This window comes from Delftia sp. WSY_22, assembly GCF_043104185.1.
Lineage (GTDB): Bacteria > Pseudomonadota > Gammaproteobacteria > Burkholderiales > Burkholderiaceae_C > Comamonas > Comamonas tsuruhatensis.
On the sequence record NZ_JBICKN010000032.1, the window covers coordinates 24,817 to 42,507 of the forward strand.

Sequence of the window (17,691 nt, forward strand, 5' to 3'; positions counted from 1 at the left end):
AAGGATGAGGGCGGGGCGCATGGGCGGAATGTATCAGCCTCTGCGATCAGCCCGCCGCGAGACGGCGCGCAGGTACAGGCCGCCACCCACGGCCGTCAGGACCAGCGGAATGGGGGCGAGCGATACAAAGTCGATGGCGTAGACAGCTGAGCCAACCACCGCAGCGATCAGCGCATGCCGCATCGGCCGATTGCTGGCCGCCCGCGCCACCATGCCGCCCGCGAGAAGCGGGGGCACAGCCCAGTAGGCCGGGATCAGCACCCACAGCGCACTCGAGTACTTCGCGGTTCCAGGCTCCGGGCTGCCGACCACGGACTGCATCAGGAAACTCAGCAGCCACCACACGCAGCCGCAGCTGATCAGCAGGGACAGGCACAACGTTTTGAAGTCGAGATGGCGCACGGCGGGAATGTAGCAGGGCGGGCGTCGCGCCTCTCTGGCTGATTCCCCAACAACGACTCCTTCAGCAAATCCGAGCGGTCCTCAGCAGGTCGGGCGCGAACTTTAGCGCCGGGGATGTTGTCCCGGGGGCAGGGGCCGCCGCGGTCGGCAGCCATTCCGTGGTGCGTAAAGCATGGGAGAAATGCCAAGAGAGCGTGTATTCTTGATTTGATCATTGACCAGCGTTTCGTGTCACGTTCACCTTCGAAATCGTCTGCGACTCTTCTCCATAAGGGAAGACAGAGGCGCGCACTGAGTCTATAGCTCGCGGGGACATGGGCGCTTTTCGAGTTTTTGTGAACTGCGAACTGCTGGAAAGCGCGTAGTTCTGCAATGAAGGAGATCGTCGTTGCACCACACCCTAAGCGTCGCGCTGTGTCTTGTGTGTAGCGATTGCTGTTTCATATGGTGAAATGGATCTGTGTTTAATTACAGTGAATGTAAGACAATGTTTCTGTATCATATGTGTTTTTTAACGCATTTGAGGTATAGGAATGGATGAGGTTGCAAGCGGCATTGTTGTGAAATCTATTTATTTCGGCAAACACCCATTCCGAAAGCTACAGAATTTCTCTATAGACATATCTCCTAGAATAACAGTTATTGCAGGGCATAATGGTATAGGTAAATCGACCATTCTCGGGCTTATTGCTAATACTTTTGGTCTTACTGATCGAGGTGCACCGAAAAGCTATTTTGGAGAACCATACTTTGCAAATATGGAAAGAATCGTATATTTGGCGCTCGATGAAGTTGAGAAGTCTGAGAAAAAAACAGATTCTGCCGTTGTTGTAGCAGAGAGCAAAGGAATAATAATAAAGAAAAGATGTGCTCTAACTCGTCGTGATAAGGAAAAAAGAGCTCGTGTAGTTCCTCGTACCGTCGACAAAGTCGAGGGGGATCCGTATGGGCCAGATGCGAAGTTACCCTTGCCTACTATTTATCTCGGAGTTAAGCGCCTTGCATCTATTGGAGAGGCGGACGACAGTAGCATCGAAAGTAGTGTCCTTTCCATGCATGAGCAAGACGCCAAGCTGATGATTTCTTTTATTAATTCAATCACATTGGGTCACCAAGTTAATGACAACGTCACTAGCCAGAAAATAAAAGGGCTCGGGAAGATTACGGCTCAACCAGGTTATGCCCATCACGACGCATTAGCAATATCGGTGGGGCAAGACAGTTTGGCGAGTATTGCGACTGCGTTGGCCTCATTTAATAAATTGAAAAGAGAATCTCCTGATTATCCTGGTGGATTGCTTATTATTGATGAGTTGGATGTGGGTTTCCATCCCCATGCAATTGATCGTCTGGCAAAGGCCCTAAAGAGCTATGCAAGAAATCTAAAGCTTCAAATAATCGCGACCACTCATTCTCCGAGGCTAATTGAGGCTATCCACCCCGATGGAGATGGGGCCGCAGATGCGCCAGACTCAGTTGTGTATTTACTAGATACTAGACGTCCGCGCTTGGCTGAAGATCAGTCATTAAAGGAAATTCTTCTGGATATGGCACAGCGTGACGGGCAACCAGAAATTGTTGCGCAGAAGCCAGTGGTTTGTATGTATTTCGAAGACCAAGAGGGTGTAGAGTTTTGCGAGGGGCTATTTCCTCGGGGAAGGCGAGGAGCGTGGGGGAGAAAATATGGTGTGCAAATTAGACTCATTGCACTAGGCGTTGGTGGATCTAACTTGCTAGGTCTCCCTGAAAAAGATCCTATTTTTAAGCAGAGAATTTTAGTGGTTGATGCCGATACCGCTATTCCCCTTAGATCTCGAAAATTAGGGAATGCTGTGAAGTTGCCTTGTGTTACGGGTGCGTCGGGTACTGCGCGTTCTCCTGAGAACACGATCAAGCAGTTTCTTCGGGATGTAGTTGATGGAAAGTTTGAGGAGCAAATTAAAGAGTTCACCATCACGAACCCGAGCTCAGACAAAATTGAGACCACTTTCTTCTCAGACGGCGCAGGTCGGTCCGCAGACAGAAGCAGCAGCAAGAGTTGGTGGCAAGCCCATTCTGTAAAGCTTCAGCAGTGGAGCGTGTTGAGTGTGTGGGCCTCCTGCTATCCAGAGGAGGCGGAGATGTTCTTGGAGGAGCTTGAGGCAGCAGTCTGTAAGCTGGCCAAGCACATGACCGCAGGGCTGGCCAGCCTAAGCAAATCTAGTTAAAGTAGCAGCCATGTACTCGAACAAGCTATACACACCTCTGCGATACCCCGGTGGCAAGGGCCAGTTTGCGCCTCTGGTGGCAGAGGTTCTGCGCAGCAACAAGCTGGATGGAGGGCACTATTTGGAGCCCTACGCCGGAGGAGCTGGTGTTGCTCTTGTGTTGTTGTTTGATGGACTTGTTGAGCAGGTCCATATCAATGATGCTGACCCCGCAGTAGCGGTTTTTTGGAGAGTCGCTACATCTCAAGCTTGCGCCTTGTCAAAGATGGTCGCTGAAGCCGAAGTATCTATAGATGCGTGGCACCATTGGCGAAACGTGATGTTGGGAATCGAAAGTGCTACCGATCTAGAGCGTGGATTTGCAACGCTTTTTATGAATCGAACGAATCGCTCTGGAATTCTAAAAGGTGGCGTAATTGGTGGAAAAAAACAAGAAGGCAGCTACAAACTAGATGCTCGATTCATGAGGGATGAGCTTTGTAAGCGTTTGGAGAGAATTGGAAAACACTCCGGCTATATTAATGTCTATGAAGAAGATGCTCACGATCTTTTGGTTCGGAGTATTGATTTCTTGCCGAGAAAGTCACTTGTGTATTTGGATCCTCCTTACTATGTAAAAGGATCTGGATTGTATAGGAATTTTTATAAACATGATGACCATGCAAAAATAGCTGCTTTGCTAAAAAATAAAGACTTCGACAGACCATGGATCGTGTCTTACGATAATGCTACTGAGATACGAGAAATGTATTGTTATGCGCGTGAATTTACATACGGCCTCAGGTACACCGCGCAAAGGCGGTACATGGGCTCCGAAGTGATGTTTTTTAGCGAAAGTTTAACAGCACCAAAACAATTGCTTCAGCCTTGCGTTGCTTGAGTAAGCGCAATAGAGATAAATCTTCTCTTTTAGGCCCGCCCTGCGCGGGCTCGTCGTTTCTGGGCGCTGGTGCCAAGTGGCCGCACCTGTGACAATGCCCCCCATGCACGAATGCGTCTTCACCCACAACGGCGTCGAGTTCAGCGCAGATTACGAAGCCTGTGGCGACGTGCTTCTGGTCTTTCTGCCGGACGACTCTTCCAGGGAATCACCGTGGAGAGGCCGTGACCCGCACGCTGTGGCTCTGGAGCACCTTATGTTCTACGCACGCACGCTGGAGGATGAGGCCAAGCGCTGAGTCTCCAGGCTACCCGCGCACCAGCAGCGTCAGCACACCCAGCACCACAGCCAGCAGCACGATGGCCAACGCGGCCAAGCCCACGGTCACGGCCGGGCTGTTGTCGTCGTCCTCGTCCCGCTTTCCGTCTCTGCCTTCCATCGCTCCTCCAGTGCTCGGCCATTGGGTGATCCTATGCATCCCCACGGGCCAGCTGCATTGGGATCATTCCTGTGGCGAGGGGGCTACCCAAGAAAAAGGCCCGCTGGGCGGGCTTGGCTGCCTATGCGGCAGGTGAGTTATGGGACGGCTTCGAGGGGCTGGACTACATTTTCTGAGCTGCCTATGCGGCAGTGAACAAAAACGAAACGCACTCTGCGAATGCGCTTTTTTCTGAGCTGCTTATGCGGCAGTGAACAAAAACGAAACGCACTCTGCGAATGCGCTTTTTTCTGAGCTGCTTATGCGGCAGTGCCTACAGCCTACCACTCCACGCCCGGACGGGCCGCCGGCCTACGCCAACGTTCCTGCGATGGCCAGCACAGAGCCTGGCACGAACAGGAGCAGGAAGAGGGGTGGGCGCATCAACTCCCAGACTGTGTCCGCTCCCCATGTTGCGGGGGCGCGGGACAGCTGAAAAATGGTCCCCCACGCCGCGAGCCCTCCACCAGAAGCAGCGAGCCATTTTGCGAGTGTGATATCGGAAATCTTGATTCCGAGACTGAAGCACAAGATTACGGCTACAGCGGAAATCACCAGAACGGACAAACCTGAGCGCCAAAACTCACTGCGAAGTTTTGGGAGCTCGGCATCATTGATGCTTGCCCATCGATCCAACTCACTCTGATCCGGCCACTCGCCAACTCTAAATTTAGCGTCATTGATTGCATCAGCAGTGTTGATCGCAAGTGTGTGCCTTGCGGCAATGTCGGCGAATCCAGTACTGCTGAAGAAAAAATTAAACACGGCAGATACCGTCTTCATTCTTTCCCGCTGCAGGGTCGAACTGTCCATGGCTCCCTCCAAGTCTGTGCTACTTCTTTCCCTTGACTGGCGCCATTCTATGCAGGCTCTCGCGGCACCCCTCCAGGGTTCGCGCGATCCCGCCCCGGTGCTGACACTGGGGCATGCCACCTCTCCCCATCCTCATCCTCTCCGGTGCGCTGCTCCTGGCGCTTGTCTTGGTCTGCGTAGCTCTGCGCGCGGCGCATCGTGCGAGGGCTGCGGCGCGGCGGGCTGGAGCCGGCGCGCGGGCGGCCAACGCCGACCTGGCCTATGTGCGCGACGTGCTGCTGCTCGCGCGCCGCGAGTTCGACTTCCATGGCGGCTGCGTGGCCACCGACCGGCCTGACTTGCCGCTGTCTCCCGACACCAGCTGGACCGTCGATTTCTCCAGGGCGCGCGCGGCTATCGACGTCGCCATGGATTTGCTGGAACGCGCGGCTCCCCGTACTGGTCCTGAATGTTCTGACGAAAGTACCTGCCTGCCGACTGGGCCGCTTTCAACTCGGTCCAGATATGTGCCGGCACCCTCGGGTAGTCGTAAGCCCGATCCGGGCTGCTCTTGAACCATAGGCTCAGCAGGCGTGTCGAGGGATCGTATGACCCCCTCAGCAGTGCATCGGAATCAACAAATGCGTGCGACTCCATCGGTTTCGCCCTCTCGGGATGGTTGTGTAGGAGCACCCATCGTAGCCCGAGAGGGCTTTTCTCCATGGGCATGCCGGCCCCGCGCGGGCTTTGTCATTTCTGGGCTAGCAGACAGTGCGGTACGCGGCAGACTCAGGGCCGTGCCCATGGGAGCTCCCACATGCCGACCCAATACCAAGCGCTGCTTCGTGAGCAGGCGGCTCTCGACGACAAGATCGAAAAAGCCTATCGCGCGAAGAGATTCGCTGCCATCAAGGCAGCTCGCATGTTGGTGGAGCAGCACAATCTGACGCTGCGGGATCTGTTCGACCTGACGCCGCCGGCGCGCCTCGAAAATCTTTATCGCAACCCGAAGACAGGCGAGACATGGGCAGGGCGTGGACGACCTCCGCGCTGGATCGAGGGCCGAGATCGGAAGCCCTTTGAAGTTTGAACGGTAGCCAAGCCTCTGGTTGGCTTCGTTTTTTCTGAGTGCTGGTGCCGTGAGCTCGCGCCTGAGACAATGCCCCGCATGCACGAATGCGTCTTCACCCACAACGGCGTCGAGTTCAGCGCAGACTACGAAGCCTGTGGCGACGTGCTTCTGGTCTTCCTTCCGGACGACTCTTCCAGGGAATCACCGTTGAGAGGCCGTGACCCGCACGCTGTAGCTCTGGAGCACCTTATGTTCTACGCACACACGCTGGAAGACGAGGCCAAGCGCTGAGTCTCCAGGTTACCCGCGCACCAGCAACGTCAGCACTGCCGGTACAACCGTCAGCCGTAAATGAAATGTCGCCTTGGGGACGGAGCGCTAGAGATTTCTACTGAGACTCTTATGCACCTATACAGTGCACAGTCGTTTTCATGCTGTTGTGCATTTGGTCGCAGTGCCCGCTTTGCCAGGAGCGGTCCAGAGCATTCCTTCTCGATGGCGGTGCGAGGCGCCACTATTTCTGTGAAGCATGTGGTGAATTCGAGATAACGCGCCCAGCACTTTCCTCGATCACTCGTGGAACAAACGCGCTCCGTGAGCAAATTTTGAGGCAGGAGAGAGCGCTGCAAGGGAGTAGATTGGTCACGATCAGGCTTGCAGATGAAAGCACCTTCCTGGAGCGTGTAGAGGTTGCTGTTGCCAAACGCCGCGCGTGACGCCAAGTCTGTCCTCGGGATTAGGTGCCTTACTTGGCAGGATGGTCCTTGCGGTACAGCGTCCACTCTTCCATCTCCGTGCCGTTCGGCAGCACGCAGATGCCTTCAATGCCCTGGGACGTCTTCTCCATCCTGATCTGGCCGCCGATCTGGCCGCAGTAGACCGATGCGGGATTAGCCATGCCGACAGAGGGTGCCAGCTTCTGTTGAGCACATGCGCTGAGCACCAAGGCCAAGAGCGCGATTCCTGGAAGTTCAAGTGCTTTCTTCATGAGCCAGTCTATACCGTTGAAGGATGGACGGTTTGTTGCGCAAGTATCAAATCAATGTTATGGAAGGGTATATTTATGCATAGAATGCGATCTCGTTAGCATACAAACCGATTCCAGTCTATGACATCTGACTACAAGACGCTCCTCCAACAAAAAGCAGAGCTCGAAGCACGCATTGCCGAAGTCCTGAAAGTCGAAAAGGCCGACGTGATCGCCAAGGTCCGCGCGCTGATTGCCGACTACAACCTGACGGAAGGCGACGTATTCAGCACTGGCAAGCGCAAGTCTCCTGCTGGCGCAGGCGTGGCCAAGTACCGTGATCCCTCCACTGGCGCAACGTGGACTGGTCGGGGCAAGCCCCCAAACTGGATCAAGGACGCTGTGGACCGTACAGCTTTCGAAATCTGACTGAAGCCCGCAATCGCGGGCTTTGTGTTTTCTGAGACCCCCGGTTAGGGTTCGACTTTCCCCGCACCTCTCCTTGAGAGTGGGGGGATGGCAAACGACAACGAATGGTGGAAGCAGGGCGCGAGCCCGGTTGAGCCGTCCTCACCAGGCGGCGATTGGTGGAAGGCGGGCGCGAAGCCTGTAGAACCAGAGTCGCCCAGTCGCTCAGCCACAGACTACGTCCGGGACGCGGCAGCCTGGGCAGCCAAGGGCGCCGTGGCCGTGCCAGAGGCTGTTGTCGGTCTGGCCGACATCGCCACAGGCGGGCGCGCGGGCAAGTTCCTGGAGAACGAGGGTGGTGCTGTCGGCTTCCGGCCAAAGCAGGCGCGCGAGGCCATCAATGAATGGCACTCTGACGCCACCAAGGAAGCCCAGCGCAAATTCCAGGAGGCCGAGGGCCTGGGCGGCAAGTTCCAGGCCGCCATTGAGAATCCTTCCAACATCGTCGGCGCGGTTGTTGAATCGCTGCCAGCCATGGGTGCGGGCGGCGTGGTGGCGCGCGGGCTGGGTGCAGCCACGCGGTTGGGCCAGGCCGGCGCAAAGGGTGCTGCTGCAGCTGGCGCGCTGGGTGAGGGCATCGTGGGCGCGGGCTCGGCGGCCGAGCAGATTCGGCAGGAGACGGATGACGGCCTGCTTTCTCCTGGCCAGGCAGCTGCAGCGGCTGCCACGGGCGCGGCCACGGCCGGGCTGGGATATGCCGGCGGTAGGGTGGCTCAGCGGCTGGGCATTGGTGATGCCGAGACCATGCTGGCCCAGGGCAACAAGGGCATTGCCAAGCAGTTTGCCGATGACGCGGCCACGGCCGCCGCCAATCCGCTGGTGCAGCAGCGCGCAGTCAAGAGCATCCCGACGCAGGTGATCCAGGGGGCGATTTCCGAGGGCTTCCTCGAGGAACTGCCTCAGTCGGTTGCCGAGCAGATCTTCCAGAACCTGGCCCTGGGCAAGGACTGGTCCCAGGATGTGGATACGGCGGTGGTGCTGGGCACGCTGTCGGGCGCGGCCATGGGCGGCGGCGCGGCGGGGTATCGGGCGGCGCGCGAGCCGCGGTTGCCTGCGGGCCAGCCCGGCGAGGCTCCTGCAGCGGATCAGCACGTGCCCAAGCAGGCGGCGGCCGGTGCACCTGGTGCTGATGGCCCTGACACGGGCCCGAGTGCTGAAGGTGCGGCCACGCCACCGAATGCCGGCCTGGAAACCATGCGGCGTGAGTTTGAAGCCCGCATGTCCCAGCTGCAGCAGGAAGAGGGCGGCGAGCCGCAGGTGCCGCAAAGCACGCCGCCCGATGGCGCAGCCGCGCTGGCCCAGCAGCGCGCTCAGGAGCAGGCCCGGCGCGATGCGGAGATGGCCGCGAACCGCGCCGTGCAATCGCCCGATGACGAAATTTTGCAATCCACCGGCGCGGCCATGCCGCCCTCGCGCGCCATGGGTCTGGACCCCGCTGCCGGTTCGCTGTCCGCAGCTGCTGCCCTGGCCGTGGATTCCGGTGCGGCCGCCCAGACCCAGCAGGCCAGTGCTCTGGCCCAGGCCGCAGAGGTTGCTGCGCGCGCACCGGCCAAGAAGAAGGCCTCCGAGCGCCAGGTCACGGCCGACCCTGCCACCGGCGAGATCGCGGGCGGGGCCATGGCCACCTGGACGGATGAGGACCTGTCGAACGCCTTCCGCTCGGCCCAGGCCAGGAACGTGCGCCTGCAACTGGCGCGCGAGCTGGCCCGGCGCCGCGGCGAGCGTGACCAGCAGGCTGCTGCGCAAGCCCCTGCAACCACATCCAACCCCCAGCAAGGAAGCATCGATGGCACACAAGCCGATCAAGCCCAGCCGCCGCGCGCGGAATCTTCGCAGGCAGCAGGAGCGCAAGGAGCGCCGGTTGCAGGTCCTGGCTCTGCGCAGGAGCTGACCGATGGCACCACCTCGTCTCAGCACGATGGCGCGCAAGCAGCTGCAGCGCCAGGTCCGCAGGCTCAAGCGCCGGCCCAAACCCCTGCCCAGCGCATCGACGCCGGGCGCGCGGCCTGGGCCAGCATGCCCGCCGCCGAGCGCAAGGCCTTGGCCGGACGGATTGAGGGCCTGAAGCCGGTCATCCGCAAGGCGCTCCCCGGTGCGACCTGGGAGCGGCTGAATGTGGACCTGCAGCGCAAGATCGCGGACGCCATTGCGCCGCAGGGAGAGAGCAATGATTCAACCGCACCTGCAGTACGGCTGGCAGATGAACGCCCAGCAGGCCCTACGGCTTCTGCGGAGGCTGGGGGCAGTCAGCCGGCAGGACGCGCGCCAGATGCGCAGCCTGCTGGACCGCGAGGTGGCGTTGCCGGACAGCCTGCTGCCGGCGTGCAATCTGCTGTACCTGGTCGAGGTGGCGCCAGCGAACAGGCTGCCGGTATAGCTCCTGCTGCTGCGCCAGCGCCCACGGCAGGAGAGCAGCAGGCCCAGGCCATCGCCAAGGAAGGGAACGACGCGCGGCGCGCTCAGCTGCTGGCCGCCAGCGAGCGCTGGACCAGCATGCCGGCGGCCGAGCGCCAGGCGGTGGCAGCCAAGGCCAAGGGGCTGAACGCTCTGGCGCGCGCATCGTCCCACACGCGCGCCTGGGCAGACTTGGCGCCCAAGGTGCGCGAGAAGCTGGCCGCCGCCATGCCTGATGCTGCTACAGCACCTGCAGGCCGCGCGCCAGCACGTTCCGTGGAAGGCCGCGACCTGGGCGACGGCTGGGCCGAGTTCTCCCGCGATTCCGGCTCCATCGGCGTGCCGCGCGCGGAGATGCCGCAGATCCGGGCCGAGCACCGCGGCGCCATGGTCAACTTCATGAATGCCCGCGGCATTGCTCACCAGGAGGAGAGCGTGCAGTCCTCCAGCCTCAAGCCCACGCAGGCGGAATTCAGCCGCGAGCGCGTGGCGCGGGCCAGGGGCTTCGAGGGCGGTAATCGGTCCATCCTGGTCTCGCGCGACGGACATGTGCTCGACGGCCACCACCAGTGGCTGGCTGCACGCGAAGCCGGCGAGGACGTGAAGGTGATCCGGTTGGATGCGCCCATCCGCGAACTGCTGGACGCCGCGCGAGAGTTCCCCAGCTCCACGACCAGCGAGGGTGCTACCCAGGCTGCGGCTCCGGCCTCTGCTGCAGCATCCAAGGCAAAGCCTCGCGGCGTCCTGGCCAAGAAGGCCAAAGCCGAGGAGGCCGCCCGCACCGACTACTTCACCCCGGGCAACATCGTGAAGGGGTATGGGGATACCCATGTCCGCGTGGTGTCGTACACGCCGGCCAACGCTGATGGCGTGTGGAGCGTGACGGTGCGCCAGGTGGAGAAACAGGGCTCTGGCTGGGAGGATGTGCCGGGCGTGCGCGAGCGTACCCATGCAACGCCGCCCAGCGCGCGCGAATTGAAGGCCGGCCCCGTGGAGCGCACCGAAGAACTGCCATTCCGGCGCGGCGAGGCCGAGGGCCAGGGCTTGACCGATGACCAGATGGCCAACCTGTTGCGCATCATGCGACCCGAGCCGGCGGCGTTTTCCGATGCGGCGCGGGCCCAGGCTGTGGGCCAGGTGCGTGAGACGGTGGATGCCATCCGCAAGGGCTGGAGCAATGGGCCCGATGTTGTGGTGGCCTTTGACATGAACGACCCGGCCGTGCCGGAGGCAGCGCGGCGCGCGGATTTGCGCCAGCGCAGCGGCGGGGCCAGTGGGGCGCCCGAGGGCTTCTACTGGCGCGGCAAGGCCTACCTGCTGGCCAGCAAGCTGAACACGCCCGCCGACGCGGCCCGCGTGCTGCACCACGAGGTGCTGGGCCACCATGGCCTGCGCGGCATGTTCGGCCCGGAACTGAACAAGATCCTCAACCAGGTGGCCACCATGCGCCAGGCCGAAGTGGCGGCCAAGATCAAGGAATACGGCCTGCGTGGCGTCACGGACCTGAGCCGGCGCCACGCGGCCGAGGAAGTGCTGGCCGAGATGGCCGAGAAGACGCCGCAGCTGCATATCGTGCGCCGTGCCGTGGCGGCGATCCGGAACTGGCTGCGTGCCAACGTGCCCGGGTTCAGTGACCTGAAGCTCACGGACGCCGACATCATCCAGGGCTACATCCTGCCGGCGCGCGATTTCGTGGAGCGCGGGCACCGCGCCGCGACCGACCGCATCGAGCCGTCATTCAGCCGCAGCGCGGCCGAGATGTCACTGGTGGACAAGGCCCGCGTGCTGCAGGGTGAGCCAGTGGCCGTGCTGCGCGGCGATGAAGCGCCCCAGGGCTATCCGCTGCTGCGTGCCTGGGCAACCAAGGTGTTCAAGGATGCCGGGGGCCAGGCCGTGAATCCTGAGCTGGGCGCCGTTGTGCTGGACGAGCGCGCGGTCCGTGACAGCATGGCTCATGGCATGAACCCGTTCAAAGCTGCTGCATTTGCCGCAGTGCCTCGGATTCTGGAGCAGGGTGTTGTGGTTGCTGAGGGCCGCGCCAATGATGTGCAGAGCTACTTCGTGAGCGCGCCTGTGCAGATCAAGGGGGTAGATGACATCGTCACCGTGCTGGTGCGCCAGGACGTGAACAGCCGCAGGATGTACCTGCACAGCGTCATCACAAAAGAAAATCTCCTGAAGGCCAGGGATTCCGGGGCCGGTGCCGAAGCACCCGAGGAGCGATCCGGCAAGGTCACTTCAGGAGACGTTGCCAGTGTACTGCGGGGGCTCCTGCAGATCAACACGCGGGAGGCCGCTGGCCAGGATGGTGGTGAAGACCTCATGTTCAGTCGCTCGCGGCTTTCGGAGATCAAAGACAGCGCTCTGGACCAGCTCCAGAAGACGATGTCCCACCCGGGCAAGATCTCTGTCTGGGACAAGACCATCGGCACCATGCGGCACTTGGCCGAGCGCGTGCCAGCCTTCAAGCCGGTCTACGATTCGGCCCAGCAGAACATCGATGACGTGTCCATGCTGGCCAACGATGCGGCAGACCGCGCGCCCCGCCTGCTGCCGCGCGTCGACACCATCGGCGACCTGGTAGGCAAGAACCGCAAGACTCCCGTCTCGGCGGCCGACAACAAGGCCGTGGCCAAGCCGCTGTTTGAAGGCACGCTCCTGTGGGGCCGGGACGTGGATGGCAAGGCCGTGCTGGTGGACGAGTTGGCCAAGAAATACGGCAATCTGCCTGCCGACGACAAGGCCCAGTTGCTGCTGCGCGCCGGGCGACTGGATGACCGCATGCTGGGCGCCTGGCGCGGCTTGCCGCTGGCCCAGTACGAGGCCAATGTGAATTCCCGTTTCGAGAGCAAGATGCTCAAGCCGGGGGCAGTGTGGACGGACGCCGAACTGCAGACTATGTTCGGCGCGAAGCCCAACCAGATCGCGCTGTACCGTGAGGCGCGCGCGGCCATCGACCGCTCCATCGACATGACTGCACGGGCGGACATGATGCGCGCGCTGGCCGACGAGTACGCTGGCATGCGTGACCTGGTGCTGGATGCCCCCAAGCTTTCGGACGCTCTGGAGCTGCTGACCGCCACGCTGCAACACGACGCCAAGGCCAAGCCGGAGCTGGCCGACCGGCTGCTGCAGCTGAACAACCTGGTGGTGGACCGTGCGGCCACGGCCAAGGACCTGCAGGACGCCGGGTATGCGCCGCTATCGCGCTTCGGCCGGTACACGCTGGACGTGGTGGATCAGGATGGCAACCGGCAGTACTTCGGCATGTACGAGACCATGAAGGATGCCAACCTGGCCAAGATCCAGATGGCCCAGGCCTTCCCCGCAGCCGTGATCACCCAGGGCACGATGAGCCAGCAGTCTTTCAAGCTGTTCGCCGGCATAACGCCCGAGACCCTGGAGATCTTCAAGGACATGGTGGTGGGCAAGGAGGCCGACGCGGCCACGCGCAAGGTCTACGACGAATACCTGAAGCTGACCAAGAACAACCACAGCGCCTTGAAGCGCCTGATCCAGCGCAAGGGCATCGAGGGGTACAGCCAGGACGTGGGCCGGGTGGTGGCCAACTTCGTCTACAGCAACGCGCGCCAGGGCGCTGCCGGGCTGAACGCGGGCACGATGGACCGCGCCATCAACGACATCCCGAAGGACCAGGGCGAGCTGAAGGACTTGGCCATGGGCCTGCGCAGCTACATCCGCGATCCGCAGGAGGAGGGCCAGGCTGTGCGCGGCATGCTGTTCGCGCAGTACCTGGGCGGCTCCCTTGCCTCGGCCTTCGTGAACATGACCCAGCCCTTTGCGGTCACGCTGCCATGGCTCAGCCAGTTCGGCGGCATTCGCGCGGCCAGCGGCCAGATGACCCGGGCACTCAAGGACATGGGCACGCGCGGCATGAAGTACGAGACGGACCTGGCCCACGCTCTGAAATCGGCCGAGGACGATGGCGTGGTGTCGCCACAGGAAGTGCATCAGCTGATGGCCCAGGCGCGCGGCGCGGGCGGCCTGCGATCGGGCGACGGCACGCGGGCCGGCGATGTGCGCGCGGCGGCGGGCAATGCCTGGGAACGCGCCAAGGTGGCATGGGGGCAGCCATTCGCCCTGGCCGAGCAGTTCAACCGCCGCTCCACCTTCATCGCAGCATTCCGGATCGCCAAGGCCCAGGGCATGCCCGATCCCGGCGCCTTTGCGCGCAAGGCGGTGCTTGAGACCCAGTTCGTCTACTCGAAAGCCAACAAGCCCCAGTGGGCCCGCGGCGCCGTGGGTGGCACGCTGTTCACCTTCAAGACCTATTCCGTCAGCTACCTGGAACTGATGCAGCGCATGTGGAAGCAGGGCGGACCCGAAGGCAAGCGCGCCGTGGGCTGGGCCTTGGCCATGCTGCTGCTGATGGGCGGCGCCGGCGGCGTGCCTTTCGCCGAGGATGTGGAGGACCTCATCGACGGCGCGGGCCAGCTGATGGGCTACAACATCAGCAGCAAGCAATGGCGCAAGCAGGCGCTGGCAGGGATCGTGGGCAAGGAACTGGGCGAGTTCATGGAGCAGGGCCTGTCGGGCCTGCCCGGCGCGCCCATCGATGTGTCCGGGCGCCTGGGCATGGGCAACCTGATCCCCGGCACTGGACTGTTCCTGACCAAACAGAGCCGCGAGCGCGACCTGCTGGAAGTGGTCGGCCCTGCCGGCGATCTGGTCGCGCGCGGCTTCACTGCCGGCCGCAAGGTGCTGACGGGTGATGTGGCGGGCGCGGTCCTGGAGGTGTCTCCAACTGCGGTGCGCAATGCGTTCAATGGCGCGGACATGGCCACCAGCGGCATGTACAAGGACACCAAGGGCTACAAGGTGATTGACACGACGTTGGCCGAGGCGGTGGCCAAGGCTGTCGGCTTTCAGCCCAAGAGCGTGGCTGAGATCCAAGAAGCCAACAGCTTCATGCAGCGAGCCAAGAGCTTCTACAGCCTGACCAGCAGCGAGATCAAGGCGCAGTGGGCGGATGCTCTGTTCCGCAAGGACGAGGCCGCTCTGGCGCGCGTGCGCGAGCGGCTGGCCGATTGGAACCAGAACAATCCCGAGCAGCCTATCGTCGTCAAGATGCCCGACGTGTGGAAGAAGGTGCGGGAGATGGGCAAGGATCGCATTGACCGGATCGCGGACAACTCGCCCAAGGCGCTGCGTCAGCAGATGCGGGAGATGGCAGCAGAGGCACGGTAATGCGCCGGTTGCCCTGACGCCGGAACTGCCAGATGAAGCCCACGGCGCCGATCCGTAGAAGGCTAATCAGCAGTGTTGACAAACAAGAGGCAATGGGTGCTAGTTTTAATTTTGGGAGGAGACTATTCAGGTCTTCTTTAAGCTGATGTGTAGCCTCCCATTAATGGCGCTCGATACGCCATATATTGGGTATTAGTATTTAATCAAGGTGTGCAGTAGTCCAAATTGGAAGGCGGAACATCTTCCGGTAGGCGTTCCGCCTGGATTCCCTGGATCATTGTTGGTTATGAGCTTCCACCCACTGAGTCCATATGTCGAACAGGTGAGAATCTTTGTTCCCGAGCGTTGATTTCTGACATCGCGAAACCTGAAAAGATACTTGCCTTGCGTGTGGCTACATTGGTCGGTAGGGCCACTTGCGCTATAAATCGTCCATCCATATCCAAAGTCGTTAGAGAAGCAGCTTTCACGAAGCTCGCCACCATCAAAAACCTGGAATTCCCTCCATGCCACCCAAGAAGGACTACTTGTGGTTTGCAAGATGATTGTCCGCACGGGGATTTCTTGGAGATTATTAAATTCAATCCACGTGTTATCTTGGGTATGTCCTGATACTCCGCCAAAATCGAACCATTGGCCTGCATCATTTCTGCCCCAGATGTGATGCACTGTGTTTCCGGCGGGATTTTGCGCAGGGAGCATTCTCAAAATAGAGAACATTCTCTCGGAGCCAAGGTCAATGTCTATCCACTGAGTCGGTCCCCCGCCAGCGTTCCAGATCGTATTTGGGTTGCCATCCGCCGCTTTCGTCATGTCGGCAACGTTGCCAGATGCGTTTGTGATGGTGATGGGTAGCAGCACGCCGGGGCTTTGTGCGGATGCTCCTGCCGAGAACATTGCAGCAGCCACTCCAATAGACGCCGCTACCATCTTGAATGATTTCATTTGCAACTACTCCTCCAGTGTGTGAAGCCATGCATGCTAATAGAGTTTCGTCCGTGAAATTTAAGAAATGCGCTATTGAAAATGGAGATGTGTGATGGGATTTTTAGTTATTGAGCAAACTATTGCTTTGCTAACCATTTTGGAAATGGCAATGTAATTGGCCGCACACTTTCGCGGAGCGTGTGCCCCGGCTAGGGTTCGACGCATTCAGAGCCGCTCGGCAAAGTCGAGGCATGCCAGCAATCCGCTCCTTCCGAGGCCTGAACAACGTCACCGATCCCATTCGGCTCGGCATGTCGTGGTTCACCCGTGCCGACAACGTCGATGTGACGCAATCGGGCGGGGTGCAGCGGCGCGCCGGATATGCGTTGGCCCTGGCTGGCGCGCCGACGGGCATCTACGCCACCAGGGATGAGACCCGCCTGTACGTGATCGACGGCGGCGAGCTGCGCCAAGTCCTGGACGACATGACAGTGCGCCCGCTGGCGCAGGGCCTGGGCCGCGAGGCGTATTGGACCGAGATCAACGACCAGGTGCTGTACGTGGCTGGGGACGCGGCCGGGATCATCACTGCCGAGGGCGAGGCGCTGCCCTGGCGCCTGGCCGTGCCGACCGAGCCGCGCGTGGTGGTGGGCGAGGGTGGCCAGTTGCCGGCGGGCCAGTACCGTGTCTGCGCCACCTTCATCCTTCCGGATGGCCGGGAGACGCCTGCCAGCACGGCAGCCGAGGTCTTGGTGGAGCAGGGCGCTGCGCTGCAGATCAGCGGCATTGAGCAGCTGTCTGGGTGCGTGACGCGCGTATACGTGGCGCCGGCAGACAGCACCGCTTTTCAGCTTGCCTTTGGCGATGTCGGCCCGGCCGCAGTCTGGGCACAGCCGCCCGAGGCCCTGGGCCAGGAGCTGCTGACCGATGGCCTCGATCCGCTGCCAGTGGGCGTGGACGTGATCGGCGAATGGCGCGGCCGCATCTATGCCGCCCAGTACCTGCCCGATGACGACAAGACCGTGGTCTGGCGCAGCGAGCCGCTGGCGCCGCACCTGTGGAATCTCTCCGAAGGCTTCTTCATGGTGCCGGGCAAGGTTTTGGCCCTGGCGCCTAACGACGCCGGCCTGGTGGTGGCCACCGACCGCTCCATGCATGCCTACACGCCCGAGGGCCTGGCTCTGCTGGCCAGCTACGGCACGGTGCCGGGCCTGCCCTGGGCGCTGGACGGCAAGCGGACGCTGATCTGGTCGCAGCGCGGCCTGTGCCAGTTTCCCGAATTCACCAACCTGACCGCCTCGCGCGTGAGCGTGGCGCCCGGCCTGCAGGCTGGCGCGGCCGTGCTCGAGGTCGACGGCCAGACCCGTTTCCTTGCCTGCCTGCACGCGGGCGGCTCTCCCTTCAATTCCAACCGACGTGAGGTATCGCCATGACTCTCAAACTCTCCACGGCCCTGCGCAATGCGCAGGCTGGCACTACGGGCTTTGCCGGCGCGCTCAATGGCGGCTGCATCTTGGTCTACAGCGGACCGCAGCCCGTCACCGCTGATGCTGCGCCCACGGGTACGCTGCTCGGCCGCGCCACGTTGAACGGCGATCCCTGGGTTGCGGGTTCGCCCACGAATGGCCTGGTCCTGGACACGCCGGCCAATGGCGGCGTGCTCAAGCCGGCATCGGCGGTCTGGAAGTTCACCGGCCTGGCCGCCGGCACCATCGGCTGGTTCCGGTTCGTCGGCAACGGAGCAGACGATGGCTCCGCATCGGTGCTGCTTCCCCGCGTTGACGGTGCTGCGGCAGTGGGTTCGGGCGAAGGCAAGTTCTCAACGCTCACTGTGGTGGTTGGCCAGCCCATCACCATCGATTCGTTCTCGTACATGATCCCGGCGCAGTAAGGCGT

At 61.2% G+C, this 17,691-nt stretch carries 13 protein-coding genes; 7 read left to right on the forward strand and 6 right to left on the reverse strand.

The features are described 5' to 3' along the window. Window positions 1-33: 33 nt before the first annotated feature. Window positions 34-402 carry a hypothetical protein gene (locus ACF8NF_RS17115; RefSeq protein ID WP_392450931.1) on the reverse strand — a complete coding sequence of 123 codons (369 nt, stop codon included), beginning with the start codon at window positions 400-402 and terminating at the stop codon, window positions 34-36. 533 nt (window positions 403-935) lie between these two features. On the opposite strand from ACF8NF_RS17115, the gene ACF8NF_RS17120 reads away from it, so the two are divergent. Together ACF8NF_RS17120 and ACF8NF_RS17125 are read left to right on the forward strand one after the other, a co-directional pair. Next, window positions 936-2,609 (forward strand): AAA family ATPase, encoded by a 1,674-nt coding sequence (locus ACF8NF_RS17120; RefSeq protein WP_392450932.1) that lies wholly within the window; start codon window positions 936-938, stop codon window positions 2,607-2,609. A 10-nt stretch (window positions 2,610-2,619) separates the two neighbouring features. Beyond that, window positions 2,620-3,489 (forward strand): DNA adenine methylase, encoded by an 870-nt coding sequence (locus ACF8NF_RS17125; RefSeq protein WP_392450933.1) that lies wholly within the window; start codon window positions 2,620-2,622, stop codon window positions 3,487-3,489. Window positions 3,490-3,796: 307 nt separating this feature from the next. On the opposite strand, the gene ACF8NF_RS17130 is transcribed toward ACF8NF_RS17125, so the two are convergent. From ACF8NF_RS17130 to ACF8NF_RS17140, 3 genes are all read right to left on the reverse strand, one after another. Beyond that, window positions 3,797-3,928 carry a hypothetical protein gene (locus tag ACF8NF_RS17130; protein WP_392450934.1) on the reverse strand — a complete coding sequence of 44 codons (132 nt, stop codon included), beginning with the start codon at window positions 3,926-3,928 and terminating at the stop codon, window positions 3,797-3,799. A 351-nt stretch (window positions 3,929-4,279) separates the two neighbouring features. Next, complete coding sequence (locus ACF8NF_RS17135) at window positions 4,280-4,780, reverse strand: hypothetical protein (RefSeq protein WP_392450935.1); 501 nt, start codon at window positions 4,778-4,780, stop codon at window positions 4,280-4,282. Between the two features lie 393 nt (window positions 4,781-5,173). Further along, a complete protein-coding gene (locus ACF8NF_RS17140; protein WP_392450936.1) occupies window positions 5,174-5,488 on the reverse strand; it encodes a KTSC domain-containing protein in 315 nt (104 codons plus the stop codon). 88 nt (window positions 5,489-5,576) lie between these two features. Between ACF8NF_RS17140 and ACF8NF_RS17145 the strand changes: the two genes are divergently transcribed. Continuing rightward, the gene (locus ACF8NF_RS17145; protein WP_392450937.1) at window positions 5,577-5,849 is read left to right on the forward strand and encodes an H-NS family nucleoid-associated regulatory protein; all 273 of its coding nucleotides are present in this window, start codon (window positions 5,577-5,579) and stop codon (window positions 5,847-5,849) included. Between the two features lie 727 nt (window positions 5,850-6,576). Here ACF8NF_RS17145 and ACF8NF_RS17150 read toward each other — a convergent pair. Continuing rightward, a complete protein-coding gene (locus ACF8NF_RS17150; RefSeq protein ID WP_392450938.1) occupies window positions 6,577-6,819 on the reverse strand; it encodes a DUF333 domain-containing protein in 243 nt (80 codons plus the stop codon). A gap of 120 nt (window positions 6,820-6,939) precedes the next feature. On the opposite strand from ACF8NF_RS17150, the gene ACF8NF_RS17155 reads away from it, so the two are divergent. After that, complete coding sequence (locus ACF8NF_RS17155) at window positions 6,940-7,227, forward strand: H-NS histone family protein (RefSeq protein ID WP_392450939.1); 288 nt, start codon at window positions 6,940-6,942, stop codon at window positions 7,225-7,227. A 261-nt stretch (window positions 7,228-7,488) separates the two neighbouring features. Continuing rightward, the gene (locus ACF8NF_RS17160) at window positions 7,489-14,868 is read left to right on the forward strand and encodes a PLxRFG domain-containing protein (protein ID WP_392450940.1); all 7,380 of its coding nucleotides are present in this window, start codon (window positions 7,489-7,491) and stop codon (window positions 14,866-14,868) included. Window positions 14,869-15,060: 192 nt separating this feature from the next. Here the strand turns inward: ACF8NF_RS17160 and ACF8NF_RS17165 are convergent, their stop codons facing one another. Further along, window positions 15,061-15,813 (reverse strand): discoidin domain-containing protein, encoded by a 753-nt coding sequence (locus ACF8NF_RS17165; protein ID WP_392450941.1) that lies wholly within the window; start codon window positions 15,811-15,813, stop codon window positions 15,061-15,063. Window positions 15,814-16,046: 233 nt separating this feature from the next. On the opposite strand from ACF8NF_RS17165, the gene ACF8NF_RS17170 reads away from it, so the two are divergent. Further along, window positions 16,047-17,228: a hypothetical protein gene (locus ACF8NF_RS17170; RefSeq protein ID WP_392450942.1), complete on the forward strand. Its 1,182-nt coding sequence runs from the start codon at window positions 16,047-16,049 to the stop codon at window positions 17,226-17,228. Continuing rightward, the gene (locus ACF8NF_RS17175) at window positions 17,225-17,686 is read left to right on the forward strand and encodes a hypothetical protein (protein ID WP_052155296.1); all 462 of its coding nucleotides are present in this window, start codon (window positions 17,225-17,227) and stop codon (window positions 17,684-17,686) included. Before ACF8NF_RS17170 ends, ACF8NF_RS17175 begins: the two co-directional genes overlap by 4 nt. Window positions 17,687-17,691: the final 5 nt, after the last annotated feature.

Bases quoted from the DNA above. Each gene is read 5' to 3' on its own strand.
- ACF8NF_RS17125 (WP_392450933.1), top strand. From the start codon at position 2,620: ATGTACTCGAACAAGCTATACACACCTCTGCGATACCCCGGTGGCAAG.
- ACF8NF_RS17120 (WP_392450932.1), top strand. From the start codon at position 936: ATGGATGAGGTTGCAAGCGGCATTGTTGTGAAATCTATTTATTTCGGC.
- ACF8NF_RS17130 (WP_392450934.1), bottom strand. From the start codon at position 3,928: ATGGAAGGCAGAGACGGAAAGCGGGACGAGGACGACGACAACAGCCCG.
- ACF8NF_RS17150 (WP_392450938.1), bottom strand. From the start codon at position 6,819: ATGAAGAAAGCACTTGAACTTCCAGGAATCGCGCTCTTGGCCTTGGTG.
- ACF8NF_RS17140 (WP_392450936.1), bottom strand. From the start codon at position 5,488: ATGCCCATGGAGAAAAGCCCTCTCGGGCTACGATGGGTGCTCCTACAC.
- ACF8NF_RS17135 (WP_392450935.1), bottom strand. From the start codon at position 4,780: ATGGACAGTTCGACCCTGCAGCGGGAAAGAATGAAGACGGTATCTGCC.
- ACF8NF_RS17165 (WP_392450941.1), bottom strand. From the start codon at position 15,813: ATGAAATCATTCAAGATGGTAGCGGCGTCTATTGGAGTGGCTGCTGCA.
- ACF8NF_RS17155 (WP_392450939.1), top strand. From the start codon at position 6,940: ATGACATCTGACTACAAGACGCTCCTCCAACAAAAAGCAGAGCTCGAA.
- ACF8NF_RS17175 (WP_052155296.1), top strand. From the start codon at position 17,225: ATGACTCTCAAACTCTCCACGGCCCTGCGCAATGCGCAGGCTGGCACT.
- ACF8NF_RS17170 (WP_392450942.1), top strand. From the start codon at position 16,047: ATGCCAGCAATCCGCTCCTTCCGAGGCCTGAACAACGTCACCGATCCC.
- ACF8NF_RS17145 (WP_392450937.1), top strand. From the start codon at position 5,577: ATGCCGACCCAATACCAAGCGCTGCTTCGTGAGCAGGCGGCTCTCGAC.